The organism is Streptomyces sp. NPDC008150 (assembly GCF_042956945.1).
In the GTDB taxonomy this organism is placed as follows: Bacteria; Actinomycetota; Actinomycetes; order Streptomycetales; family Streptomycetaceae; genus Streptomyces.
In genome coordinates this window covers 284439-301376 of sequence record NZ_JBIBHJ010000005.1, presented here as the reverse complement: position 1 = coordinate 301376, position 16938 = coordinate 284439, and the positions used below count along the sequence as shown (strand labels likewise).

General features: G+C 74.2%; 14 protein-coding genes and 1 pseudogene. 9 read left to right on the top strand and 6 right to left on the bottom strand.

What is annotated here, in order from left to right; genetic code table 11:
- Window positions 1–130: 130 nt before the first annotated feature.
- Complete coding sequence (gene xylB, locus ACFZA0_RS15465) at window positions 131–1576, bottom strand: xylulokinase (RefSeq protein WP_391016059.1); 1446 nt, start codon at window positions 1574–1576, stop codon at window positions 131–133.
- Between the two features lie 239 nt (window positions 1577–1815).
- Between xylB and xylA the strand changes: the two genes are divergently transcribed.
- Window positions 1816–2979: a xylose isomerase gene (xylA, locus tag ACFZA0_RS15460; protein ID WP_391016056.1), complete on the top strand. Its 1164-nt coding sequence runs from the start codon at window positions 1816–1818 to the stop codon at window positions 2977–2979.
- Between the two features lie 197 nt (window positions 2980–3176).
- On the opposite strand, the gene ACFZA0_RS15455 is transcribed toward xylA, so the two are convergent.
- Entirely contained in the window at window positions 3177–4607 is a 1431-nt protein-coding gene (locus ACFZA0_RS15455) for a DHA2 family efflux MFS transporter permease subunit (RefSeq protein WP_391016054.1), read from the bottom strand.
- A 153-nt stretch (window positions 4608–4760) separates the two neighbouring features.
- Between ACFZA0_RS15455 and ACFZA0_RS15450 the strand changes: the two genes are divergently transcribed.
- The 3 genes from ACFZA0_RS15450 (at window position 4761) to ACFZA0_RS15440 (ending at window position 7707) form a co-directional block, all read left to right on the top strand.
- A complete protein-coding gene (locus ACFZA0_RS15450) occupies window positions 4761–5900 on the top strand; it encodes a helix-turn-helix domain-containing protein (protein WP_391016052.1) in 1140 nt (379 codons plus the stop codon).
- A 233-nt stretch (window positions 5901–6133) separates the two neighbouring features.
- Window positions 6134–6949 (top strand): nucleotidyltransferase domain-containing protein, encoded by an 816-nt coding sequence (locus tag ACFZA0_RS15445; RefSeq protein ID WP_391016050.1) that lies wholly within the window; start codon window positions 6134–6136, stop codon window positions 6947–6949.
- A 482-nt stretch (window positions 6950–7431) separates the two neighbouring features.
- Window positions 7432–7707: a hypothetical protein gene (locus tag ACFZA0_RS15440; RefSeq protein ID WP_391016559.1), complete on the top strand. Its 276-nt coding sequence runs from the start codon at window positions 7432–7434 to the stop codon at window positions 7705–7707.
- Window positions 7708–7778: 71 nt separating this feature from the next.
- On the opposite strand, the pseudogene ACFZA0_RS15435 reads toward ACFZA0_RS15440, so the two are convergent.
- Window positions 7779–8617 (bottom strand): annotated as a pseudogene (locus tag ACFZA0_RS15435) (helix-turn-helix domain-containing protein).
- Between the two features lie 166 nt (window positions 8618–8783).
- Here ACFZA0_RS15435 and ACFZA0_RS15430 point away from each other — a divergent pair.
- Window positions 8784–9566 (top strand): SDR family NAD(P)-dependent oxidoreductase, encoded by a 783-nt coding sequence (locus ACFZA0_RS15430; protein WP_391016048.1) that lies wholly within the window; start codon window positions 8784–8786, stop codon window positions 9564–9566.
- 289 nt (window positions 9567–9855) lie between these two features.
- Window positions 9856–10038 carry a hypothetical protein gene (locus ACFZA0_RS15425; RefSeq protein WP_391016045.1) on the top strand — a complete coding sequence of 61 codons (183 nt, stop codon included), beginning with the start codon at window positions 9856–9858 and terminating at the stop codon, window positions 10036–10038.
- Window positions 10039–10121: 83 nt separating this feature from the next.
- Here ACFZA0_RS15425 and ACFZA0_RS15420 read toward each other — a convergent pair whose 3' ends face one another.
- From ACFZA0_RS15420 to ACFZA0_RS15410, 3 genes are all read right to left on the bottom strand, one after another.
- Window positions 10122–11369 carry a hypothetical protein gene (locus ACFZA0_RS15420; RefSeq protein WP_391016042.1) on the bottom strand — a complete coding sequence of 416 codons (1248 nt, stop codon included), beginning with the start codon at window positions 11367–11369 and terminating at the stop codon, window positions 10122–10124.
- A gap of 281 nt (window positions 11370–11650) precedes the next feature.
- Window positions 11651–11971 carry a hypothetical protein gene (locus ACFZA0_RS15415; protein ID WP_391016040.1) on the bottom strand — a complete coding sequence of 107 codons (321 nt, stop codon included), beginning with the start codon at window positions 11969–11971 and terminating at the stop codon, window positions 11651–11653.
- 288 nt (window positions 11972–12259) lie between these two features.
- Window positions 12260–12859 (bottom strand): methyltransferase domain-containing protein, encoded by a 600-nt coding sequence (locus ACFZA0_RS15410; RefSeq protein ID WP_391016038.1) that lies wholly within the window; start codon window positions 12857–12859, stop codon window positions 12260–12262.
- 148 nt (window positions 12860–13007) lie between these two features.
- Here ACFZA0_RS15410 and ACFZA0_RS15405 point away from each other — a divergent pair, with 148 nt between their 5' ends.
- The 3 genes from ACFZA0_RS15405 to ACFZA0_RS15395 are packed head-to-tail and all read left to right on the top strand — an operon-like array spanning window position 13008 to window position 16931.
- Window positions 13008–13913: an MHYT domain-containing protein gene (locus ACFZA0_RS15405; RefSeq protein WP_391016036.1), complete on the top strand. Its 906-nt coding sequence runs from the start codon at window positions 13008–13010 to the stop codon at window positions 13911–13913.
- On the top strand, window positions 13897–16497 hold the full coding sequence (locus ACFZA0_RS15400; protein WP_391016034.1) for a nitrate- and nitrite sensing domain-containing protein: 2601 nt from the start codon (window positions 13897–13899) through the stop codon (window positions 16495–16497). The genes ACFZA0_RS15405 and ACFZA0_RS15400 overlap by 17 nt, the downstream gene beginning before the upstream one ends.
- Complete coding sequence (locus ACFZA0_RS15395) at window positions 16494–16931, top strand: roadblock/LC7 domain-containing protein (RefSeq protein ID WP_391016032.1); 438 nt, start codon at window positions 16494–16496, stop codon at window positions 16929–16931. The genes ACFZA0_RS15400 and ACFZA0_RS15395 overlap by 4 nt, the downstream gene beginning before the upstream one ends.
- The last annotated feature ends 7 nt before the right edge of the window (window positions 16932–16938 follow it).

The following is a 16938-nucleotide window of genomic DNA, read 5'->3' as shown; positions in this document are numbered from 1 at the left end:
CCGGGTGGCTCGGTGACGCGGTTGCGTCAACGACCCTTTTCCGTGCGGACGTTGGTGCCTCCTCCGGCGTCCGCGGTCCCGCCCCCGGCCGGGGGCGGGACCGCCGTGGCGGTGGTTTCGTCGTCACACGTCAGCGGGCGTCGGTGCCCCGGTTCAGCAGCGGTGCCGCGTCGGAGAGTACTCCGGTGATCCGTGCGAGCGTCGCGTCGTCCCGTTCCACGGCGTCCAGCACCGGGCCGTCCGCGGTGTTCCAGCGCCGGGCCACCGCCGCCGGGTCCTCCCCGGTCAGCAGGGCGGCCGCCTGTGCGGCGGCGCCGAGCGCCACCAGTTCCTTGGCCACGGGCACCTGCACCGGGCGGCCCGACAGCCGCCGTACCGTCTGCTGCCACGCGGTGCCGCGTGCGCCGCCGCCGATCAGCAGCAGGGGCGTGGTGCGGTCCGCGTCCGCGTCGAGCACCAGGTCCAGCGCGCCGAGCAGCGAGTGCACGGCACCGTCGTAGGCCGCCTGGAGCACCTGGCCGCCGGTCGTGTCGTGCCGCAGGCCGTGCAGCAGGCCCGAGGCGAGCGGGAGGTTCGGCGTGCGTTCGCCGTCGAGGAACGGCAGCAGGGTGACCGCGGTGCCCGGTTCCACCGCCTCGCGGTCCAGGCCGAGCAGCGCGGCGACCCGGTCCACGGCGAGCGTGCAGTTCAGCGTGCAGGCCAGCGGCAGCCAGTCGCCGCGCGCGTCGGCGAAGCCGGCCACCGTGCCGGACGGGTCGGCGGGGCGGTGCTCGGAGACCGCGTACACGGTGCCGGACGTGCCGAGGCTCAGCACGGGTGTGCCGGGGCGCAGCCCGAGGCCGAGCGCGGCGGCCGCGTTGTCGCCGGTGCCGGCGGCGACCAGGGTGCCCTTGGCGAACGGCAGGTCGTGGCCGTCGCGCACGGTTCCCGCGATCTCGCCGGGCCGCACCACGCGGGGCAGCAGCGCGGGGTCGAGACCCACGCGGGCGAGGATCTCGTCGTCGTACGCCTCCGTCGCGGACGCCCACCAGCCGGTACCCGAGGCGTCGCCGCGGTCGGTGGTGCCCTGTCCGGTCAGGCGTTCGGTGAGGTAGTCGTGGGGCAGCCGCACCGCGGCCGTCGCGCGCACCGCCTCGGGCTCGTGCTCGGCGAGCCAGGCCCACTTGGTGACCGTGAACGAGACGCCCGGCACACTGCCGGTCCGCTCGGCCCACGCCTTCGCCCCGCCCAGCTCCTCGACCAGCCGGCTTGCCTGCGGCGCGGAGCGCACGTCGTTCCAGAGCAGGGCGGGACGGACCGGTTCGCCGCGGGCGTCCAGGGTGACCAGGCCGTGCTGCTGACCGCCGACCGAGACCGCGGCGGCCTCGCGCGCGGCGTCACCGCACTGCTCCAGCGCCTCGCCCAGGGCGTTCCACCACTGGCGGGGGTCGCTCTCCCGGCCCGCGCCGGAGGTGACCGTGTGGGACGCCTGACCGGAGGCCACGACCCGTCCGGTGGCCGCGTCGACGACCAGGGCCTTGGTGGACTGCGTGGACGAGTCCACTCCGACGACGAGTGGACCCTCGGCTGCTGACATCGGGTTCTCCCTTTCCGCGGCTCGCGGGAAACGGCCTGCACGGCCTGGCTCGGCCGGTCGACCTGGCTGTTTCGGCCGGTTGTCCGGCACTGCTGACCTGGTGTTCTCGACGCTCCGGGGCTCGTGCGCCCGGAGCGGCATCACGTCGGAGACGTCATGTCCCTTCCCAGAGATGCTGTCGCATACTAATTTGTAAACTGCCATGACGAAATAGTCGGAGCGAGCGAAGGAGCCGCGGCATGAACTATCAGCCCACCCCCGAGGACAGGTTCACGTTCGGTCTGTGGACCGTCGGCTGGCAGGGCCGGGACCCCTTCGGTGACGCCACCCGCGAGGCGCTGGACCCGGTGGAGTCGGTCACCCGGCTGGCCGAGCTGGGCGCGGCGGGTGTCACCTTCCACGACGACGACCTGATCCCGTTCGGGTCCTCCGACAGCGAGCGCGAGGCGCACGTCAAGCGGTTCCGCCAGGCGCTGGACGCGACCGGCATGAAGGTGCCGATGGCGACGACGAACCTGTTCACGCACCCGGTGTTCAAGGACGGCGCGTTCACCGCGAACGACCGGGACGTGCGCCGCTACGCGCTGCGCAAGACGATCCGCAACATCGACCTCGCCGCGGAGCTCGGCGCGTCGGTCTACGTCGCCTGGGGCGGGCGCGAGGGCGCGGAGTCCGGTGCCGCCAAGGACGTGCGCAGCGCGCTGGACCGGATGAAGGAGGGCTTCGACCTCCTGGCCGAGTACGTCACCGAGCAGGGCTACGACCTGCGCTTCGCGATCGAGCCGAAGCCGAACGAGCCGCGCGGCGACATCCTGCTGCCCACCGTCGGCCACGCGCTGGCGTTCATCGAGCGCCTGGAGCGCCCGGAGCTGTTCGGTGTGAACCCCGAGGTCGGCCACGAGCAGATGGCGGGCCTGAACTTCACGCACTCCATCGCGCAGGCGCTGTGGGCGGGCAAGCTCTTCCACATCGACCTCAACGGCCAGTCCGGCATCAAGTACGACCAGGACCTGCGCTTCGGCGCCGGTGACCTGCGGTCCGCGTTCTGGCTCGTGGACCTGCTGGAGTCCGCCGGCTACCAGGGGCCGCGGCACTTCGACTTCAAGCCGCCGCGCACCGAGGACAAGGACGGTGTGTGGGCCTCCGCCGCCGGCTGCATGCGCAACTACCTCATCCTCAAGGACCGTGCCGCAGCCTTCCGCGCCGACCCCGAGGTCCAGGCCGCGCTGACCGCCTCCCGCCTCGACGAACTCGCCCGGCCCACCGCCGCCGACGGCCTCGCCGCCCTCCTCGCCGACCGCACCGCCCACGAGGACTTCGACGTCGAGGCCGCCGCCGCCCGCGGCATGGCCTTCGAACACCTCGACCAGCTCGCCATGGACCACCTCCTCGGCGCCCGCTAGGACGACAACGGAGCCGCTGCGAGCGGGGGTTGAGGGTGGGGCGGATGCGCCGCCGTCCGGGCATTCGCCCCACCCGTAACTCGTCGGCGCCGTTCATCGTGCGGCGGCGGGACAGCAAGTCGCGCGCCGGTGGCGCGGGTTGGTCGACGGGGACGTGAGGGGCGAGGCGTGCCCGACGAGTTGGGGCCGCGTCGGGGTCAGCGTTCGGTCCCGGTGGCCTCCGCGAGCCCGGACGCGGCGGTGCGGCGGCGGGCGTGGAGTTCGGCGCGGGCGAGCACGACGGCGGGGACGGCGGCGGCGACCGTGATCGCGAGCACCCACAGGAACGTCGTTCCGAACGCGCCGGCCTGCCCGGCGCGCGAGGGGCGGTGGCCGAGGCGGCCGTCGAGGACGACGATGAGCACCGCGGTGCCGATCGCGCCGCCGACGCGCTGGAGCACGTTGAGCTGTGGGGTCGCGTCGGGAATCTTGTCCGGTGGCAGGGCGCGGTAGGCCGCGGTCGTCGCCGGGATGATCGACAGACCGAACCCGATGCCCCTGACGACCATGACGAGGCACAGCAGGGTGTAGGAGGTCGTGGCGGTCAGGAACGCGAACGGGACGGTCGCGACCGCCAGAACGGCCGCACCTGTGAAGGCGGTTGCCCCGGCGCCGTAGCGGTCGGTGAACGGCGCCGCGAGCAGTGCGCCGATGCCGGTCGGTGCGATCAGGAGCCCGGCGATGACCACGTTCTCGCCGCGGACCGTCTGGAAGTACAGGGGCATGAGGATCATCCCGCCGAAGTTCGCGGCGCCCAGTGCGAACGTGGCGACCGACGCGGCAGTGAACGCCCGGTTCCCGTACAGCCTGAGGTCGAGCAGCGGCTGTTTCGCCCGCAGGGCGTGCACGACGAAGCCGGCCAGTGCGGCCGACCCGGCCGACAGGGCAACGGCGGCGGCCGTGTCCGGCCCGGCCGTGGTGCCGAGTTCCGCCAGGCCGTACGTGATGCCCACGATCCCGGCGGAGGCCAGCACCAGGCCGGTCACGTCCAGCGGTTCCGCGTCCCCCGCCGGGCCCCGGGGCAGGAGGCGCACGGTGAGCGCGGTACCGACTACGCCGAAGGGGACGTTGAGCCAGAAGATCGCCTGCCAGCCGATGCCCTGGACGAGCAGGCCGCCGACGGCCGGTCCGAGCGTCGGGGCGAGCACCACCGGTACCGCGATCAGGGCCATCACCCGCCCCATCTGCGCCTTGGACGCCTGCGCGGTCCAGATCATCGCCCCGACCGGCATGATCGCCCCGCCGCCGACGCCTTGCAGCACCCGTGAGGCGATCAGCGTCCCCACGCTCGGCGAGCACGCGCACAGCGCCGACCCGACGGTGAACACCGCCAGCGCGACGACGTACAGCCGGGCGGCGCCGAACCGGCGGGCCGCCCAGCCGGTCACGGGGATGACCGCCGCGAGCGCGAGCAGGTAGGCGGTCACCACCCACTGCACCGTCCCCAGTCCGGCGTGCAGGTCGGCCGAGAGGGTGTGCACGGCGACGTTGACGACCGTCGAGTCCAGGAAGGACAGCGTCGCGCCGATCATCACCACCCCGACCGACCGGCGCAGAGCGGGCGAGAACGGTTCGGAGGAGACGGTCACGGCCGCACCGCCCGCGCTGCGCGCACCGCCCGCGCTGCGCGCACGGCGCGTGCTGCGCGCACCGCCTGCGCCGCGCGCATCCCTTCGGGCCCGGCCGCTCCGGGTCGGCCGGTGTCCGGTCCGGTCGCGGTGGCCGGTACCCGCGCCGCAGTCGTGCCGCTCACACCGCTCGTCGCGTTCACACCGCTCGTCACGTTCACGCCGTTCGTCCTGCCCGCGCGGTTCCTCGCGTTCGCGCGGTCGGCGCCGCGCGCGCCGAGAGCCGGCGCAAGCGCTCCGGCCGACACCCGCGGGCACGCCCCGGCCGTCTCCTCGGTCGGCCCGTACCGCCTCGCCGGGCCCCTGGCCCCGGTCATCACGTCATTCATCAGCCGCGCACTCCCCTCGGTCGGTTATGCCCAAGCTAGGCTGGCCGGTGTGCACGTAGAGGCCAACCGATACCCCGAACCGGCCAACCCGGTGGGACGGCCCGCGAAGGGTGCGGCGGAGACGTCCGGCCCGGGGGCCACGGCGGACGCGGCCGCCTTCGCGCCCCCGGTGGAGCCGTCGTCGACTGCGGAACCGGGGGCCTCGCCCATCCTGTGCGTCGACCGTGACACCGCTCACGACCACGAACTGCTGCATCTGCACGCGCACCCCGAACCGATGCTCACGTGGAGTTCGACGGCGACGCTGATGGGGACCGTCGGCCGTCGCGACTGGCTGATCCCGCCGGGGCACGGGCTCTGGGTGCCCGGGGGTGTCGAGCACGCCGGCGCCGTGCTGCACGCGGGCGAGATGCTGACCATCACCTTCGCCGCCGACCGCTGCCCCATCACCTGGACCGGGCCCACCTGTTTCGCCGTGGGATCGCTGCTGGGCGAGATCCTCACCCACCTGCACCGCGTCGCTCCCGACGACCACAGCCGTCCGGCCGCCGAGACGCTCATGTTCCAACTGCTCACCCCGCTGCCCGCGCACCACGTCCACGTCACGATGCCCACCGACCCGCGCGCCCGAGCGATCGCGGAGCAGCTCATCGCCCACCCGGACGACCAGCGCGAACTCACGGCCTGGGCCGATCACGTCCACGCCGGCGTCCGTACCCTGTCGCGGTTGTTCCGCGCCGAGACCGGCCTCAGCTTCGCCACCTGGCGCGCTCACGTACGTGTCCGCGCCGCCGTCGCGATGCTGGCCGAGGGCGCGTCGGTCAACGCCACCGCCCGTGCGGTGGGTTACCGCAAGCCCAGCGCGTTCATCGCCACGTTCCGCCGCGTCACCGGCCAGACTCCCGGCACCTACGCCGCGTCCTGACGCCGCCCTTCCCGGGTGCTCGCCCGTGCCCGTTCGTCGGCTCAACCTCCCTGCCCGGCAGGCGCCTTCACGGCACGGCACGGTCAACTCGCAGGAACCGCCCGGTGGATCGGGTCCCGGCACGGCCGCACCGCCGGCCGACCACGGCATCCTGACCGGCCATGACCGCGCCGAGCGGCCGTGCCCCGCCATATTCGGTCGCCCCCCGTGGTTCACATCCGCAGACTGGGCCCATGGATCGCTTGACGGAGATCGCGGACCGCCTGGCCGGGGTCGACGGTGTCGTGGGTGTCTGCCTGGGCGGCAGCCGGGCGCGGGGCACGCACAGCCCCGATTCCGACTACGACCTGGGCCTCTACTACAGGGCCCCGCTGGACACCGCCGCGCTGCGCGCGCTGGCGGCGGAGGTGACCGGCGGCCCGGTCGAGGTCAGCGAGCCCGGCGGCTGGGGGCCGTGGGTCGACGGCGGCAGTTGGCTGACCGTCGAGGGCCACCGTGTCGACTGGATCTACCGTGACCTGGACCGGGTGCGACGCGTCTGGAGCGAGTGCCGGGCGGGACGGTTCGAGATCGGCACCCAGCCCGGCCATCCCCTGGGGTTCTACTCCCACTCGTACGCCGGCGAGGTCGCCCTCGGCCGCGTCCTCGCCGACCCCGGCGGTGCGTTGCGAGCCCTGCGGGAACAGACGCGCGTCTATCCGGAGCCGCTGCGCGAGGCACTCGTGGCGAACGCGGCGTGGGAGGCCCCGTTCATCCTGCTGGGCGCCCGCAAGGGCGCGGCGCGCGGCGACGCGTTCTACGTCGCCGGGTGCCTCTTCCGCGCGGTCGGCCTACTGGTGCACGCGCTCCACGCACACGCGCGATGCTGGGTCGTCAACGAGAAGGGCGCGGTCAGGGCGGCAGGTGAACTGGCGGACGCCCCGGCCGATTTCGCCGACCGCGCCCACGCGCTGTTCGCAACGCTCGGCACCACCCCGGAGGCACTCACCGCGGTGCTCGAGGACGCCGACCGGCTGGTGGCTGACGTGTGCGGCGTCCTGGAACCCTGAACGGCAAGCCGGCGGGAGTTCGCGGTGCCGGTGGGGGAGGGGGAGGGGGCGAGAGGCGGTGGCGACGGGACGCCGAACGTCGCGGAATCCCACGGTCCTTGTCATGAGTCGGCGCCGACTTCCCCGTACGGGCTGCGCCTTGCGCACGGTGACGGCACCCTTGGGGCATGGCCATCCCGCCGGAACCGTCCCGCCCGCCCAGGCCGCAGTCCGGACCTCCGCCCGCAGGAGGCGGCTTCGGGCCGCCACCCTCCGACAGTCCGTACGGAGGAGGAGGCAGCCAGGGTTACGGTCCTCCACCGCCCGGCGGCCCCCCGACACCGCCGTACGGAGGACTGCCGCCCTCGGAGCCTCCCCAACAGCCGCCCGGTGGACCTGGATTCGACTCCGGGGCTCCCGGGGGGTCCGGCGGTGGCCGACGGGTTCTCTTCGTCGTACTGGCCGTACTCGCCGTCGCCGTCGCGGTGGTGGTGATCGTGCTGATGGCAAGGGGCGACGACGACTCGCCCGACCCGAAGCGGCCCGGAGACGGCACGTCGACGAGCGGCCTGCCCACGCCGTCGTTCAGCCTCCCGAGCGGACTCCCCACCACCGACCTGCCGACGAGCATCCCCACGACGCTGCCGAGCGAACTCCCTTCACTGCCCTCCACGTTGCCCAGCGACCTGCTGAGCGGCCTCCCGACCGGACTGCCGACGGACCTGCCGAGCGACCTGGAGTCGTTGCTGAACTCGGCTTCCGGGGGCGGCGGTCAGTAGCGCGGGCGGGTGGACCTCGGTACCTGACGGACAAGTGCCGCCGACGGCACGGTGATTGGTCCCGCCGACCGTTACCCGGCCACCGTCTGTGTGCCGAGGACCGTGAGCAGGGCGAGGCGTTCGGCGTCCGTCGTGCCGGGCTGGGCCGTGAAGATCATGATGTGCACGTCGGTGCCCGCCACCGTGAGGATGTCGCAGTCCAGCGTCACCGCCCCCACCTGCGGATGGTCGATCGTCTTGCGTGCCGCCTCGTGGAGGCCGACCGCGCCGGAGTCCCACAGGCGGACGAACTGCTCGCTGCGCGTACGCAGTTCGGCGATCAGTTTCCGCAGGCGCGGGTCGCCGGGATAGCGGGCCCGGGCCCTGCGCAGGTCGGCGACGACCGCCGTCTGCTGGTCGAGCCGTGCCTTCGCGGTGTACCGGACCCGGTCACCCGGCTGGAGGAAGGTGCGCCACACGGCGTTGCGCATGTTCCCGCGCAGGCCGGAGGGGTCGCCCATGAGTGCCGCGAAGGGCTGGTTGGCCACCATCAGCGTCCAGATGGCGTCGTAGACCGCGACGGGCGTACCGCTGAGCCGGTCCAGCAGGCGCTGCACACTCGGGTGAGGTGCGTGGGCACGGTCTCCGGTCCGGGCGGGGCGAGGCCGGCCAGCCGGAACAGGTGCTCCCGCTCGGTCGTCGACACCCGCAGTGCCCGTGCGACCGCCTCGACGACCTGCGCCGACGGGTTGGACGCGCGGCCCTGTTCGAGACGGGTCACGTAGTCGACGGAGATCCCGGCGAGCAACGCCAGTTCCTCGCGCCGCAGGCCGGGTGCGCGCCGTTGCCCCCCGGCGGGCAGCCCGGCGGTCTCGGGCGGCACCCGGTCCCGCCACCGCCGCACCGCCTGCCCGAACTCCGCCGTACTCATAGGGGCCAGTGTGCCCCGCAGCGCTCCGGCCTGCCTGGTACCAGTGGTCCCAGGAAGACGGGACGACTGGCTGCACGCGTCGTCCCGGGCGACGGTTGAACCCGGCAGTCGACAATACGGAGCGAGTACGGCGTACCCGTTCCGGTGAGTGAAGGAAGAGTCAGCCATGAGCAAGCTCGCACTTGTCACGGGAGCCACGTCCGGAATCGGTCGCGCCTTCGCCGAACGGCTGGCGGCCGAGGGCCACGACCTGATCGTGGTGGGCCGGCGCGAGGACCGTCTGGCGGAGTTCGTCGCCGCCCATCCGGAGGTCGCCGTCAAGGCCGTCGCGGCCGACCTGTCCACCGACGAGGGCATCGACACGGTCGCGGCGATCTGCGCCTCGGAACCCCTGACCATGCTGGTGAACAACGCGGGCGTCGCCCACTACATGCCGCTCGCCGAGCTTCCCGCCGCCAAGGCGCGCGAACTCGTCCACGTCAAGGTCGTCGCCCCGACGATGCTCGCCCGTGCCGCCGTCGCGGGCATGCAGGAACGGGGCGAGGGCGCGATCGTCAACGTCGCCGGCATGATCGCCTTCAGCGGGCCCGCACCGGCCTCGGCGATGCCCCGGCGTGCCGTCTACGCGGGCGCCCTGGCCCACCTCGTCGCCATGTCCCAGACGCTGAGCGCGGAACTGGAAGGCACCGGGGTCAAGGTGCAGGTGCTGTGCCCGGGGGTCGTCGCCACCGAGTTCCACGAACGGCAGGGCCTCGACCTCAGCGCGGTGCCGCGGATGTCCGCCGAGGATGTCGTCACGGCCGGTCTGCGCGGTCTGGAACTCGGCGAGGTCGTCTGCGCCCCGGGCGTCGAGGACGACAGCCTCCTCGACGCCGTCTCCCGCGCCGACCTCGCCGCCTTCGGCGCGCAGAGCCCGGAGCTCGCGACCCGGTACCGCGCGGGTTCCTGACCGCGGGGTGGCTCCTCCGCGGGTGCCAGTCTCCCGTACGCGCGTGGGCGGCACCCCCCGCCCCTGGGGGTGCAACCCTTGGGACTGTCCGTGGCCGCCTGTAGGCTCCGCGCGCCGGGCACGCGGAGCGGCGTGCGCGGCGGGTGCCCCTTCCGCAGGTGACCCGTAGGGGTTCGGCTGCGCATCCTGGGGGTGTCTCGGGGATTTGTCAGGGGTGCGGTCCGGAACCACGGCGGGCGCGGGCCCGTTTTCAGGAGAGAGAGCGGCAGTGGCCGCGAAGGAGGCTCCGATGTCGAAGAACGCGAAGATCGCGGTGGGGGGTGTGGCGGTCGGGCTCATCCTGTTGATCTGGCTGCCCTGGTGGGCGTCACTCCTGATCATCCTGGGTGTCCCGGTCGCCGCCTATCTGACCCTCGACCCGTCGCAGCGCCGCAGGCTGCGCCGGGTCACCCGCAAGGAGCTGGGCCGCTGAGCAGCCACGACGCCATGGCGCTGGCGGTCGGCGGACGGGAGCCCGACACCGCGGCGCGGTGAGCCGCCGTCCCACGGGGGCGGTCAACTCGGCCGCACCGCAAGCCTTTCGAGGGCTTCGAGGAGAGCCGGCAGCTGGGGCCCGCGGCCGACCGGCAGTACTTCGCCGGGCTCGTCGTCGAGGAGTACGAACGCGATGTCGTCGGTGCGGGCCACCATCGACCAGCCCGGCCCGTCGGCCCGCAGGGTGCGTGCGTCACCCGGGGCGAACGAAGACCTGACCCGTCCGAGCGGCGGGGGAGCGGACGCGTAGGCCCGAGCCTCGGCGAGCACGCGCCGAATGCCGAGGTGGCCACGGGTCTCCCTGTCCACGCGGGCCGCGAGGGGGGCGGCTGCGGCGGGCTTGGTCTCTGCCTCAACCTCGGCCTCGGGTCCGGATTCGACATCGGCATGCGGCTGCTCGGCGCGCTTAAGCGGCTCGTCGGTCGGGGTCGGGGCGGCTGTCGGAGTCGGTTCGTCCGTGGACTCGGCGGACTCGGCGGACTCGGCGGACTCGGTGGCGGCGGGGGCGTCGGTCTGCGCCGGAGGCTTGTCCGCGTCGTTGGACCCCGCTCCGGGGCCGGGGCCGGTCTTCGCCCTCGGTTCGGCCGTCGTGCCGGTTGCCGTGTCGGGCGTGGTTGCAGCATCGGGACCTGGCGCGGACGGGGGCTCAGCCCCGGCTTCCGTCTGCTTCCGCGCCTGGGCCTGCGCCTTCGTTGGTGCCGCGGGTCCCGGCTCCGGGGCTGGGGCTGGGGCTGGGGCTGGGGCAGGGACCGTCTCCGGCGTGATGAAGTCCGAGTCATCGACGCGCTCGCGCCACACTGCCCACTGAAGGGCGATCTCGTCGGCGCCCAGGCGGCGTTGCGCGGGTCCCCAGGTGCTGGTGTCCGGCGGGGACAGCAGCGGACCGTCGGCGACGTCGGGGTCGGGATCGTGCGGTGCGGGCACATTGGGGGCGGCGACGGCGACCGGAAGCGGCCAGCCCGGCAGGGCGACGACGACCGAGCGTTCGTCGGGCGACAGGTCGTACTCCATCCCGCAGTCCCAGGAGGCGATGGCCACGGCGACGAGCGACACGTCGTCGATGACCACGGTCCATCGTGCGCCGTCGCCGTCCTGCCCGATGACCAGGCCGTACCCGTCGGCGAGCGGCCCCAGACCCAGCGCCGCGCACGCCTCCGGGTAGTCGTCGCCGAGCACGCTCGGGAACTGCGCCGGAGTCAGCAGCACCGCGGTGAGTACGTAGAGCGCATCGTCCGCGACGGCGACGGTCTCCTCCTCCGTCCCAGCCATCCCTGTTTCCCCGTCCCTCTCGCCGGTTGGTCCGATCGCGCGCACCCTAACGGCGTGCGATGCGGGTTGTCACGACCCCCGACCCGTCCCGGAGCTGGGGCTTTCCGCCTGGATGGGGTCAAATCATGGCCTGTCGCGCCCTGTTCGCGCGGTCTTTCCCGCTTACGCCCGCCCTCTCCCACCACGCCCGCCCTCTCCGTCCCCCACACCTTCCCCCCGTCGCCACAAGATCTCCTCCCGTCCGCGCACGGCCTGACCCCGCCCGTCCGCGCCCCACCGGGTCAGGTGGTCGGCAGGCCGAGCAGTTCCCGGGCCACCGTCCGCGGGGACTGGGCGCGCTCCCGCGCCAGCGCCAGCACCGCGCGGCAGGCGAGCTCGCGCACTCCGAAGGAGAGCGCCTCGGGCGACACCCGGGACGCCGACTCCTCGATCCCGTCCTGGTCGTCCTCGGCAGCCGCCGAGACGTAGGCGGCTGCCGCCTCGAAGAGGTTGTACGGGCTTCGTTTCGCGGGTGCGGGTCCTTGCGAGCGCTTCTCCCGGGGGCGCGGGGGGCCGATCAGGTCGACGACGGACGTGCGGAGCCTGCGGAACACGGAGGCCATGCGAAACACCTTCCCTGCTTTTGCTCGGTAGCCGAAAGTCCCTCGACTGCTACTCAACGTAGAGACGGTGGGCCGGTGGCATAAGGGGCGGGAGGCCGTCCCGCCTGCGGTCCGTGCCCCAACCGCCCCGCGCGGGGCCCCCGTTCACGGCAGCCCGTCGAGTCCGTCGGCGGGACCGGACGAGCCGGTCGCCGCCACCCGCGTCACTGGCGCCCGCGCTGGTCCGGCGGCGCCGTCGGCGTCCCGCACCGTGGCCGCCCGCGCCGGTGAACCGCCGCCGCGCCGGTGTCAGCCGACGCGCACGGCGAGCGCCAGGAAGCGGTCCGGGTCGTCGGCGTAGGACGTCATCTGCCATCCCGAACCGGCAAGCAGCGTACGGAGGTTGGGCTCGGCGCGCAGGTCGTCGGGGGTGAGCCGGCGGCCCTGGCGTGCCGCGAGCGCGGCGCGGCCGATCGGGTGGAACAGCGCCAGCGTGCCACCGGGACGCACCACGCGCCCCAACTCCCGCAGATTCTCGGTGGGTCGGGGGAGGTGGGCCACGAGACCGGCCGCGAACACGGCGTCGAGTGCGGCGGTCCGCAGCGGCAGCGAGGCGACGTCGGTCAGCAGCAGACGGCCCGCCCGGTCGCGCCCGGCCCGTGCCGCCGCGACGAGCATCGCCTCGGTGAGGTCGGCGCCGACGACCAGCCCGTCCGGGCCCACGGCGGTGCGCAGCGGCGGCAGCGCGCGGCCCGTGCCGCATCCCGCGTCGAGCACGTGGCCCCCCGGCCGCAGCCCCATCGAGGCCACCGCCGCTGCGTAGGCGGGTCCGTCGTCGGGGAACCTGCGGTCCCAGTCGGCGGCGCGTGCCGAGAAGAACTCCTGGACGTGTGTGTGGTCGTCGCTCATGTTCCGCATGATTCCTCACCGGTGAGGACGACCCGCGGTGCGCATGTTCGACCTCGAAGTGATCGCCCCGGTGCACGGACGGGTCAGATTGCGGCACCTTTCGAAGCGCGCTCCGCCGTGCGCCCCCGCCGTGGCTAGCGTCCCGGACATGGGACACCTGGACCACGCCGAGTTCGGCTGGCTGACCCCCGTGCTGTCGTACACCATGGCCTGCATCGGTTCGGCACTCGGCCTGCGCTGCACCGCACGCGCGCTGGGCGCCACCGGGAGGGCCCGCCGCAACTGGCTGCTCACCGCGGCGTCCGCGTTCGCCACCGGTATCTGGACGATGCACTTCGTGGCGATGCTCGGCTTCGGGGTCGGCGGCACCGCCATCCGTTACGACGTGCCGCTGACCGTGCTCAGCCTCGCTGTCGCCATGCTCGTCGTGTGCGCCGGGGTGTTCGCCGTGGGGTACGGGCGGGACCGCAACCGGTCCCTGCTGCTGGGCGGTCTCACCACCGGTCTCGGCATCGCGAGCATGCACTACCTGGGCATGGCGGCGGTGCGGCTGCACGGCGACGTGAGCTACGACCCCGTCCTGGTGGTGCTCTCCGTCGTGGTCGCCGTGGTCGCGGCCACCGTCGCGCTGTGGGCCGGCCTGTACGTCACCTCGCCCCGCGCGGTCGCGGCCGCCTCGCTCGTCATGGGCGCCGCGGTGAGCAGCATGCACTACACCGGGATGTTCGCGGTGAGCGTGCACGTCACACCGTCGGGAAGCGCGCTGCCGGGCGCCACGGCCATGCAGTTCGTGTTCCCGCTCGCGGTCGGTCTGGGCTCGTACCTCTTCCTCACCCTGGCGTTCGTCGCCCTGTCACCGACCGGTGCGGAGCCCCTCCCGGACACCCGGCACGGGCCGCCGCCGGACACGGACGCACCGCCCGCGGCCACACCTTCCGCGGCCACACCGTCAGCGGCCACCGCCCTCCCGGCCGACGGCATGCCCGGCGCGGCCGGCGAAGCCCACGCCGACCCCACCACGTCCCGGCGAGAGGCCCATGCGCGCATCCCCTAGGGCGGCACGGCCGGCCACGGCGGCTGCGCACGGGCGTACCACCCCGGCACACGGCTCGGGCACGCCCGCGCGGGTGCCCGTACGGGGACGCCGCGCGCACGCCGGACCACCCGCCGACGAGAGACCCGCGGACACCCGAGTCCCGCGTCCCGGGCGCCCGCCGACGTCCCGTACGGGCGCGTGGCGACTGCGGCCGCGCACCGTGCGAGCCAAGGTCGTCTGTCTCCTGATGGTGCCGGTCGTGTCGCTGCTGGCACTGTGGGCGTTCGCCACCGTCAGCACGGCACAGGACATCGCCCGGCTGCGCCGCGAACAGCAGGTCGACGCGGAGATCCGGCTCCCGGTCGTCGACGCGGTCACCGCGATCCAGGACGAACGGGCCGCCGCCGTGCGGTACGCGACGGAGCCCTCCGCGGCCCGCTCCGGTGACCTGAAGGAGACCGCCGCCCGCACCGACCGTGCCGTGGCCGCGCTGCGGCTCGGCGGCCACAGCACTGTGGCCGACAGCGGCGAGACCCCGGCCGGTGCGGCCCGGCGCCTCGGCAGGTTCGTGAGGAGCGCGGAGGACCTCCGCCCGCTGCGCACGGCCGTCCTCGACCACCGGACGGGCTGGTACGACGCGTACGGGCGGTACACCCGCACGGTGTCCGACGCGTTCGCCGCGGTCGGCGCGCTCACCGCGGCGACCCCGCAGGCGGACCCCGGCGCCGGCACCGACGCGCGCGTGCGGCTCGAACTCTCCCGCGCCGGCGAGGCGTTGGCCCAGGAGGACGTGGCGCTCACCGGGGCCCGTCTCGCCGGCCGCTTCGACGCGCCGCGCCGGCAGGTGTTCGCCGCCGCCGCGGGAGCCCGGCGCGCGTTCGTCGAGGCGGCCGCCGGCGACCTGCGCGGCGACGAACGCGACGCCTGGCGGGACCTCGCCACCAGCAGCTCGTTCACGGCGCTGACCGGCCTGGAGAACCAGGTGCTCGCGGCGGAACCCGGCACCCGCGCCCTCGCCCCGTCGGTCACCGCGTCCTGGGACGGGCCGCACGCGCGCGTACAGGACGCCATGCGGGGCATCGACGCCGGCACCGATCAGAGCATGCACGGCAGGACGGGCCCGTTCACCCGGGGCCTGCTGACGCCGTCCGGCGCGGCGGTGCTGTTCGGGCTCGTCGCCGTCGCCGCCTCCCTCGTGATCTCGGTGGACATCGGGCGCGGCCTGGTCGTGGAACTGGTGAACCTGCGGGACGGCGCCCTGGAGATAGCCCGCCGCAAACTCCCCGCCGCGATGGGCCGGCTGCGCGCGGGCGAGGAGATCGACATCCACGCCGAGGCACCGGCGGGCCCGCCCGCCGAGGACGAGACGGGCCAGGTCGCCGAGGCCCTCGCCACCGTGCACCGCGCGGCCCTGCGCGCCGCCGCCGAACGCGCCGAACTCGCGGGCGGCATCTCCGGCGTCTTCGTGAACCTCGCCCGCCGCAGCCAGGTCCTCGTGCACCGTCAGCTCAACCTGCTGGACAGCATGGAACGACGCTCCGACGACCCCGACGAGCTCAGCGACCTGTTCCGTCTCGACCACCTCACCACGCGGATGCGGCGCCACGCGGAGAGCCTGATCATCCTCTCCGGCGCGGCTCCCGGCCGGGCCTGGCGCAGGCCGGTCCCGCTGACCAACGTCGTGCGCGCCGCGGTCTCCGAGATCGAGGACTACGCGCGCGTGGAGGTGCGTGAGCTTCCCGAGGCCGCGGTCGTCGGCGCGGCCGTGGCCGACCTCACCCACCTGCTCGCCGAACTCGTCGAGAACGCCGCGCAGTTCTCCCCGCCGCACACGCGCGTACGCATCACCGGCGAGCACGTAGGGAACGGGTACGCCGTCGAGGTGGAGGACCGGGGCCTCGGCATGAGCCGGGAGGCCCTCGCCGACGCCAACCGGCGCATCCGCGAGTCCGAGACCCTCGACCTGTTCGACAGCGACCGGCTGGGACTCTTCGTGGTCTCCCGGCTCGCGGCCCGTCGCGACATCAAGGTGCACCTCAGGACGTCGCCGTACGGAGGCACCACGGCCGTGGTGCTGCTGCCGACCGCCCTGCTGCACGACGGCGCCCCGCCGGAGCGGACGCCGGCGCCCGACCCGCGGGCGGGCGCGGAGCCGCCCCCGTCCCTCGGCCCGGCGCGCGTGGTGGGGACGGCGGCGCCGCAGACGGCCGTCCCGGGCGCCGTCCCCGGCAGCGCCCCGGCGTCCGTGCTGGCCGCTCCACCTCGGACGCCGCGGCCGAAGCGGCCCGCGGCGCAGCCCGGCGTCACCGCCCTGCGCCCGCACCGGACGTCGGAACCCCCCGAACCCCTCCGGGGCCTTCCCGACACCGCGGAGGACCTGCCCCACCGCGTCCGCCAGGCGAACCTCGCCCCCCAACTGCGCGAACCGCGCCCCAAGGAGACCGCCCCCGACGATCCGCACGACGACCTGCGCACACCGGAGGCCGTACGCGACCGCATGACCGCCTACCGAGCCGGCTGGGCACGCGGAGGCGGCCGCCCGCCCGGCCGCGGCACCGCTTCCCGGCCGGGCGGCGGGAGCGACGAAGGAGAACCCGCATGATCCACGAACCGAACACCCGGACCGCCCGCCGGTCGGGCGAACTCGACTGGCTGCTCGACGACCTGGTGGCGCGGGTGAAGGACGTACGGCACGCGGTGGTGCTGTCCAGCGACGGTCTCGCCTCGGGCGCCTCCAGCGACCTCGCGCGCGAGGACGCCGAGCATCTGTCGGCGGTCGCCTCCGGCTTCCACAGTCTCGCCAAGGGCGCCGGCCGCCACTTCGGCACCGGCGGCGTGCGCCAGACCGTGGTGGAGATGGACGACGGCTTCCTCTTCGTCGCGGCGGCGGGCGACGGGTCCTGCCTCGCCCTCCTGACGTCCGTCACGGCCGACGTGGGCCTCGTCGCCTACGAGATGGCCCGCCTGGTGCGGCGCGTCGGTGAGCACCTCGGCACCGAACCCCGCCTCGTGGCCCGGCCCCCGGTCGCCGGCTGACCGGCGG

Excerpts from the sequence above, each read along its gene's own strand:
- ACFZA0_RS15400 (WP_391016034.1), top strand. The coding sequence starts at position 13,897 with ATGCGCGCATCCCCTAGGGCGGCACGGCCGGCCACGGCGGCTGCGCAC.
- ACFZA0_RS15415 (WP_391016040.1), bottom strand. The coding sequence starts at position 11,971 with ATGGCCTCCGTGTTCCGCAGGCTCCGCACGTCCGTCGTCGACCTGATC.
- xylA (WP_391016056.1), top strand. The coding sequence starts at position 1,816 with ATGAACTATCAGCCCACCCCCGAGGACAGGTTCACGTTCGGTCTGTGG.
- ACFZA0_RS15440 (WP_391016559.1), top strand. The coding sequence starts at position 7,432 with ATGGCAAGGGGCGACGACGACTCGCCCGACCCGAAGCGGCCCGGAGAC.
- ACFZA0_RS15395 (WP_391016032.1), top strand. The coding sequence starts at position 16,494 with ATGATCCACGAACCGAACACCCGGACCGCCCGCCGGTCGGGCGAACTC.
- ACFZA0_RS15405 (WP_391016036.1), top strand. The coding sequence starts at position 13,008 with ATGGGACACCTGGACCACGCCGAGTTCGGCTGGCTGACCCCCGTGCTG.
- ACFZA0_RS15430 (WP_391016048.1), top strand. The coding sequence starts at position 8,784 with ATGAGCAAGCTCGCACTTGTCACGGGAGCCACGTCCGGAATCGGTCGC.
- ACFZA0_RS15420 (WP_391016042.1), bottom strand. The coding sequence starts at position 11,369 with ATGGCTGGGACGGAGGAGGAGACCGTCGCCGTCGCGGACGATGCGCTC.
- ACFZA0_RS15445 (WP_391016050.1), top strand. The coding sequence starts at position 6,134 with ATGGATCGCTTGACGGAGATCGCGGACCGCCTGGCCGGGGTCGACGGT.
- ACFZA0_RS15425 (WP_391016045.1), top strand. The coding sequence starts at position 9,856 with ATGTCGAAGAACGCGAAGATCGCGGTGGGGGGTGTGGCGGTCGGGCTC.
- xylB (WP_391016059.1), bottom strand. The coding sequence starts at position 1,576 with ATGTCAGCAGCCGAGGGTCCACTCGTCGTCGGAGTGGACTCGTCCACG.
- ACFZA0_RS15410 (WP_391016038.1), bottom strand. The coding sequence starts at position 12,859 with ATGAGCGACGACCACACACACGTCCAGGAGTTCTTCTCGGCACGCGCC.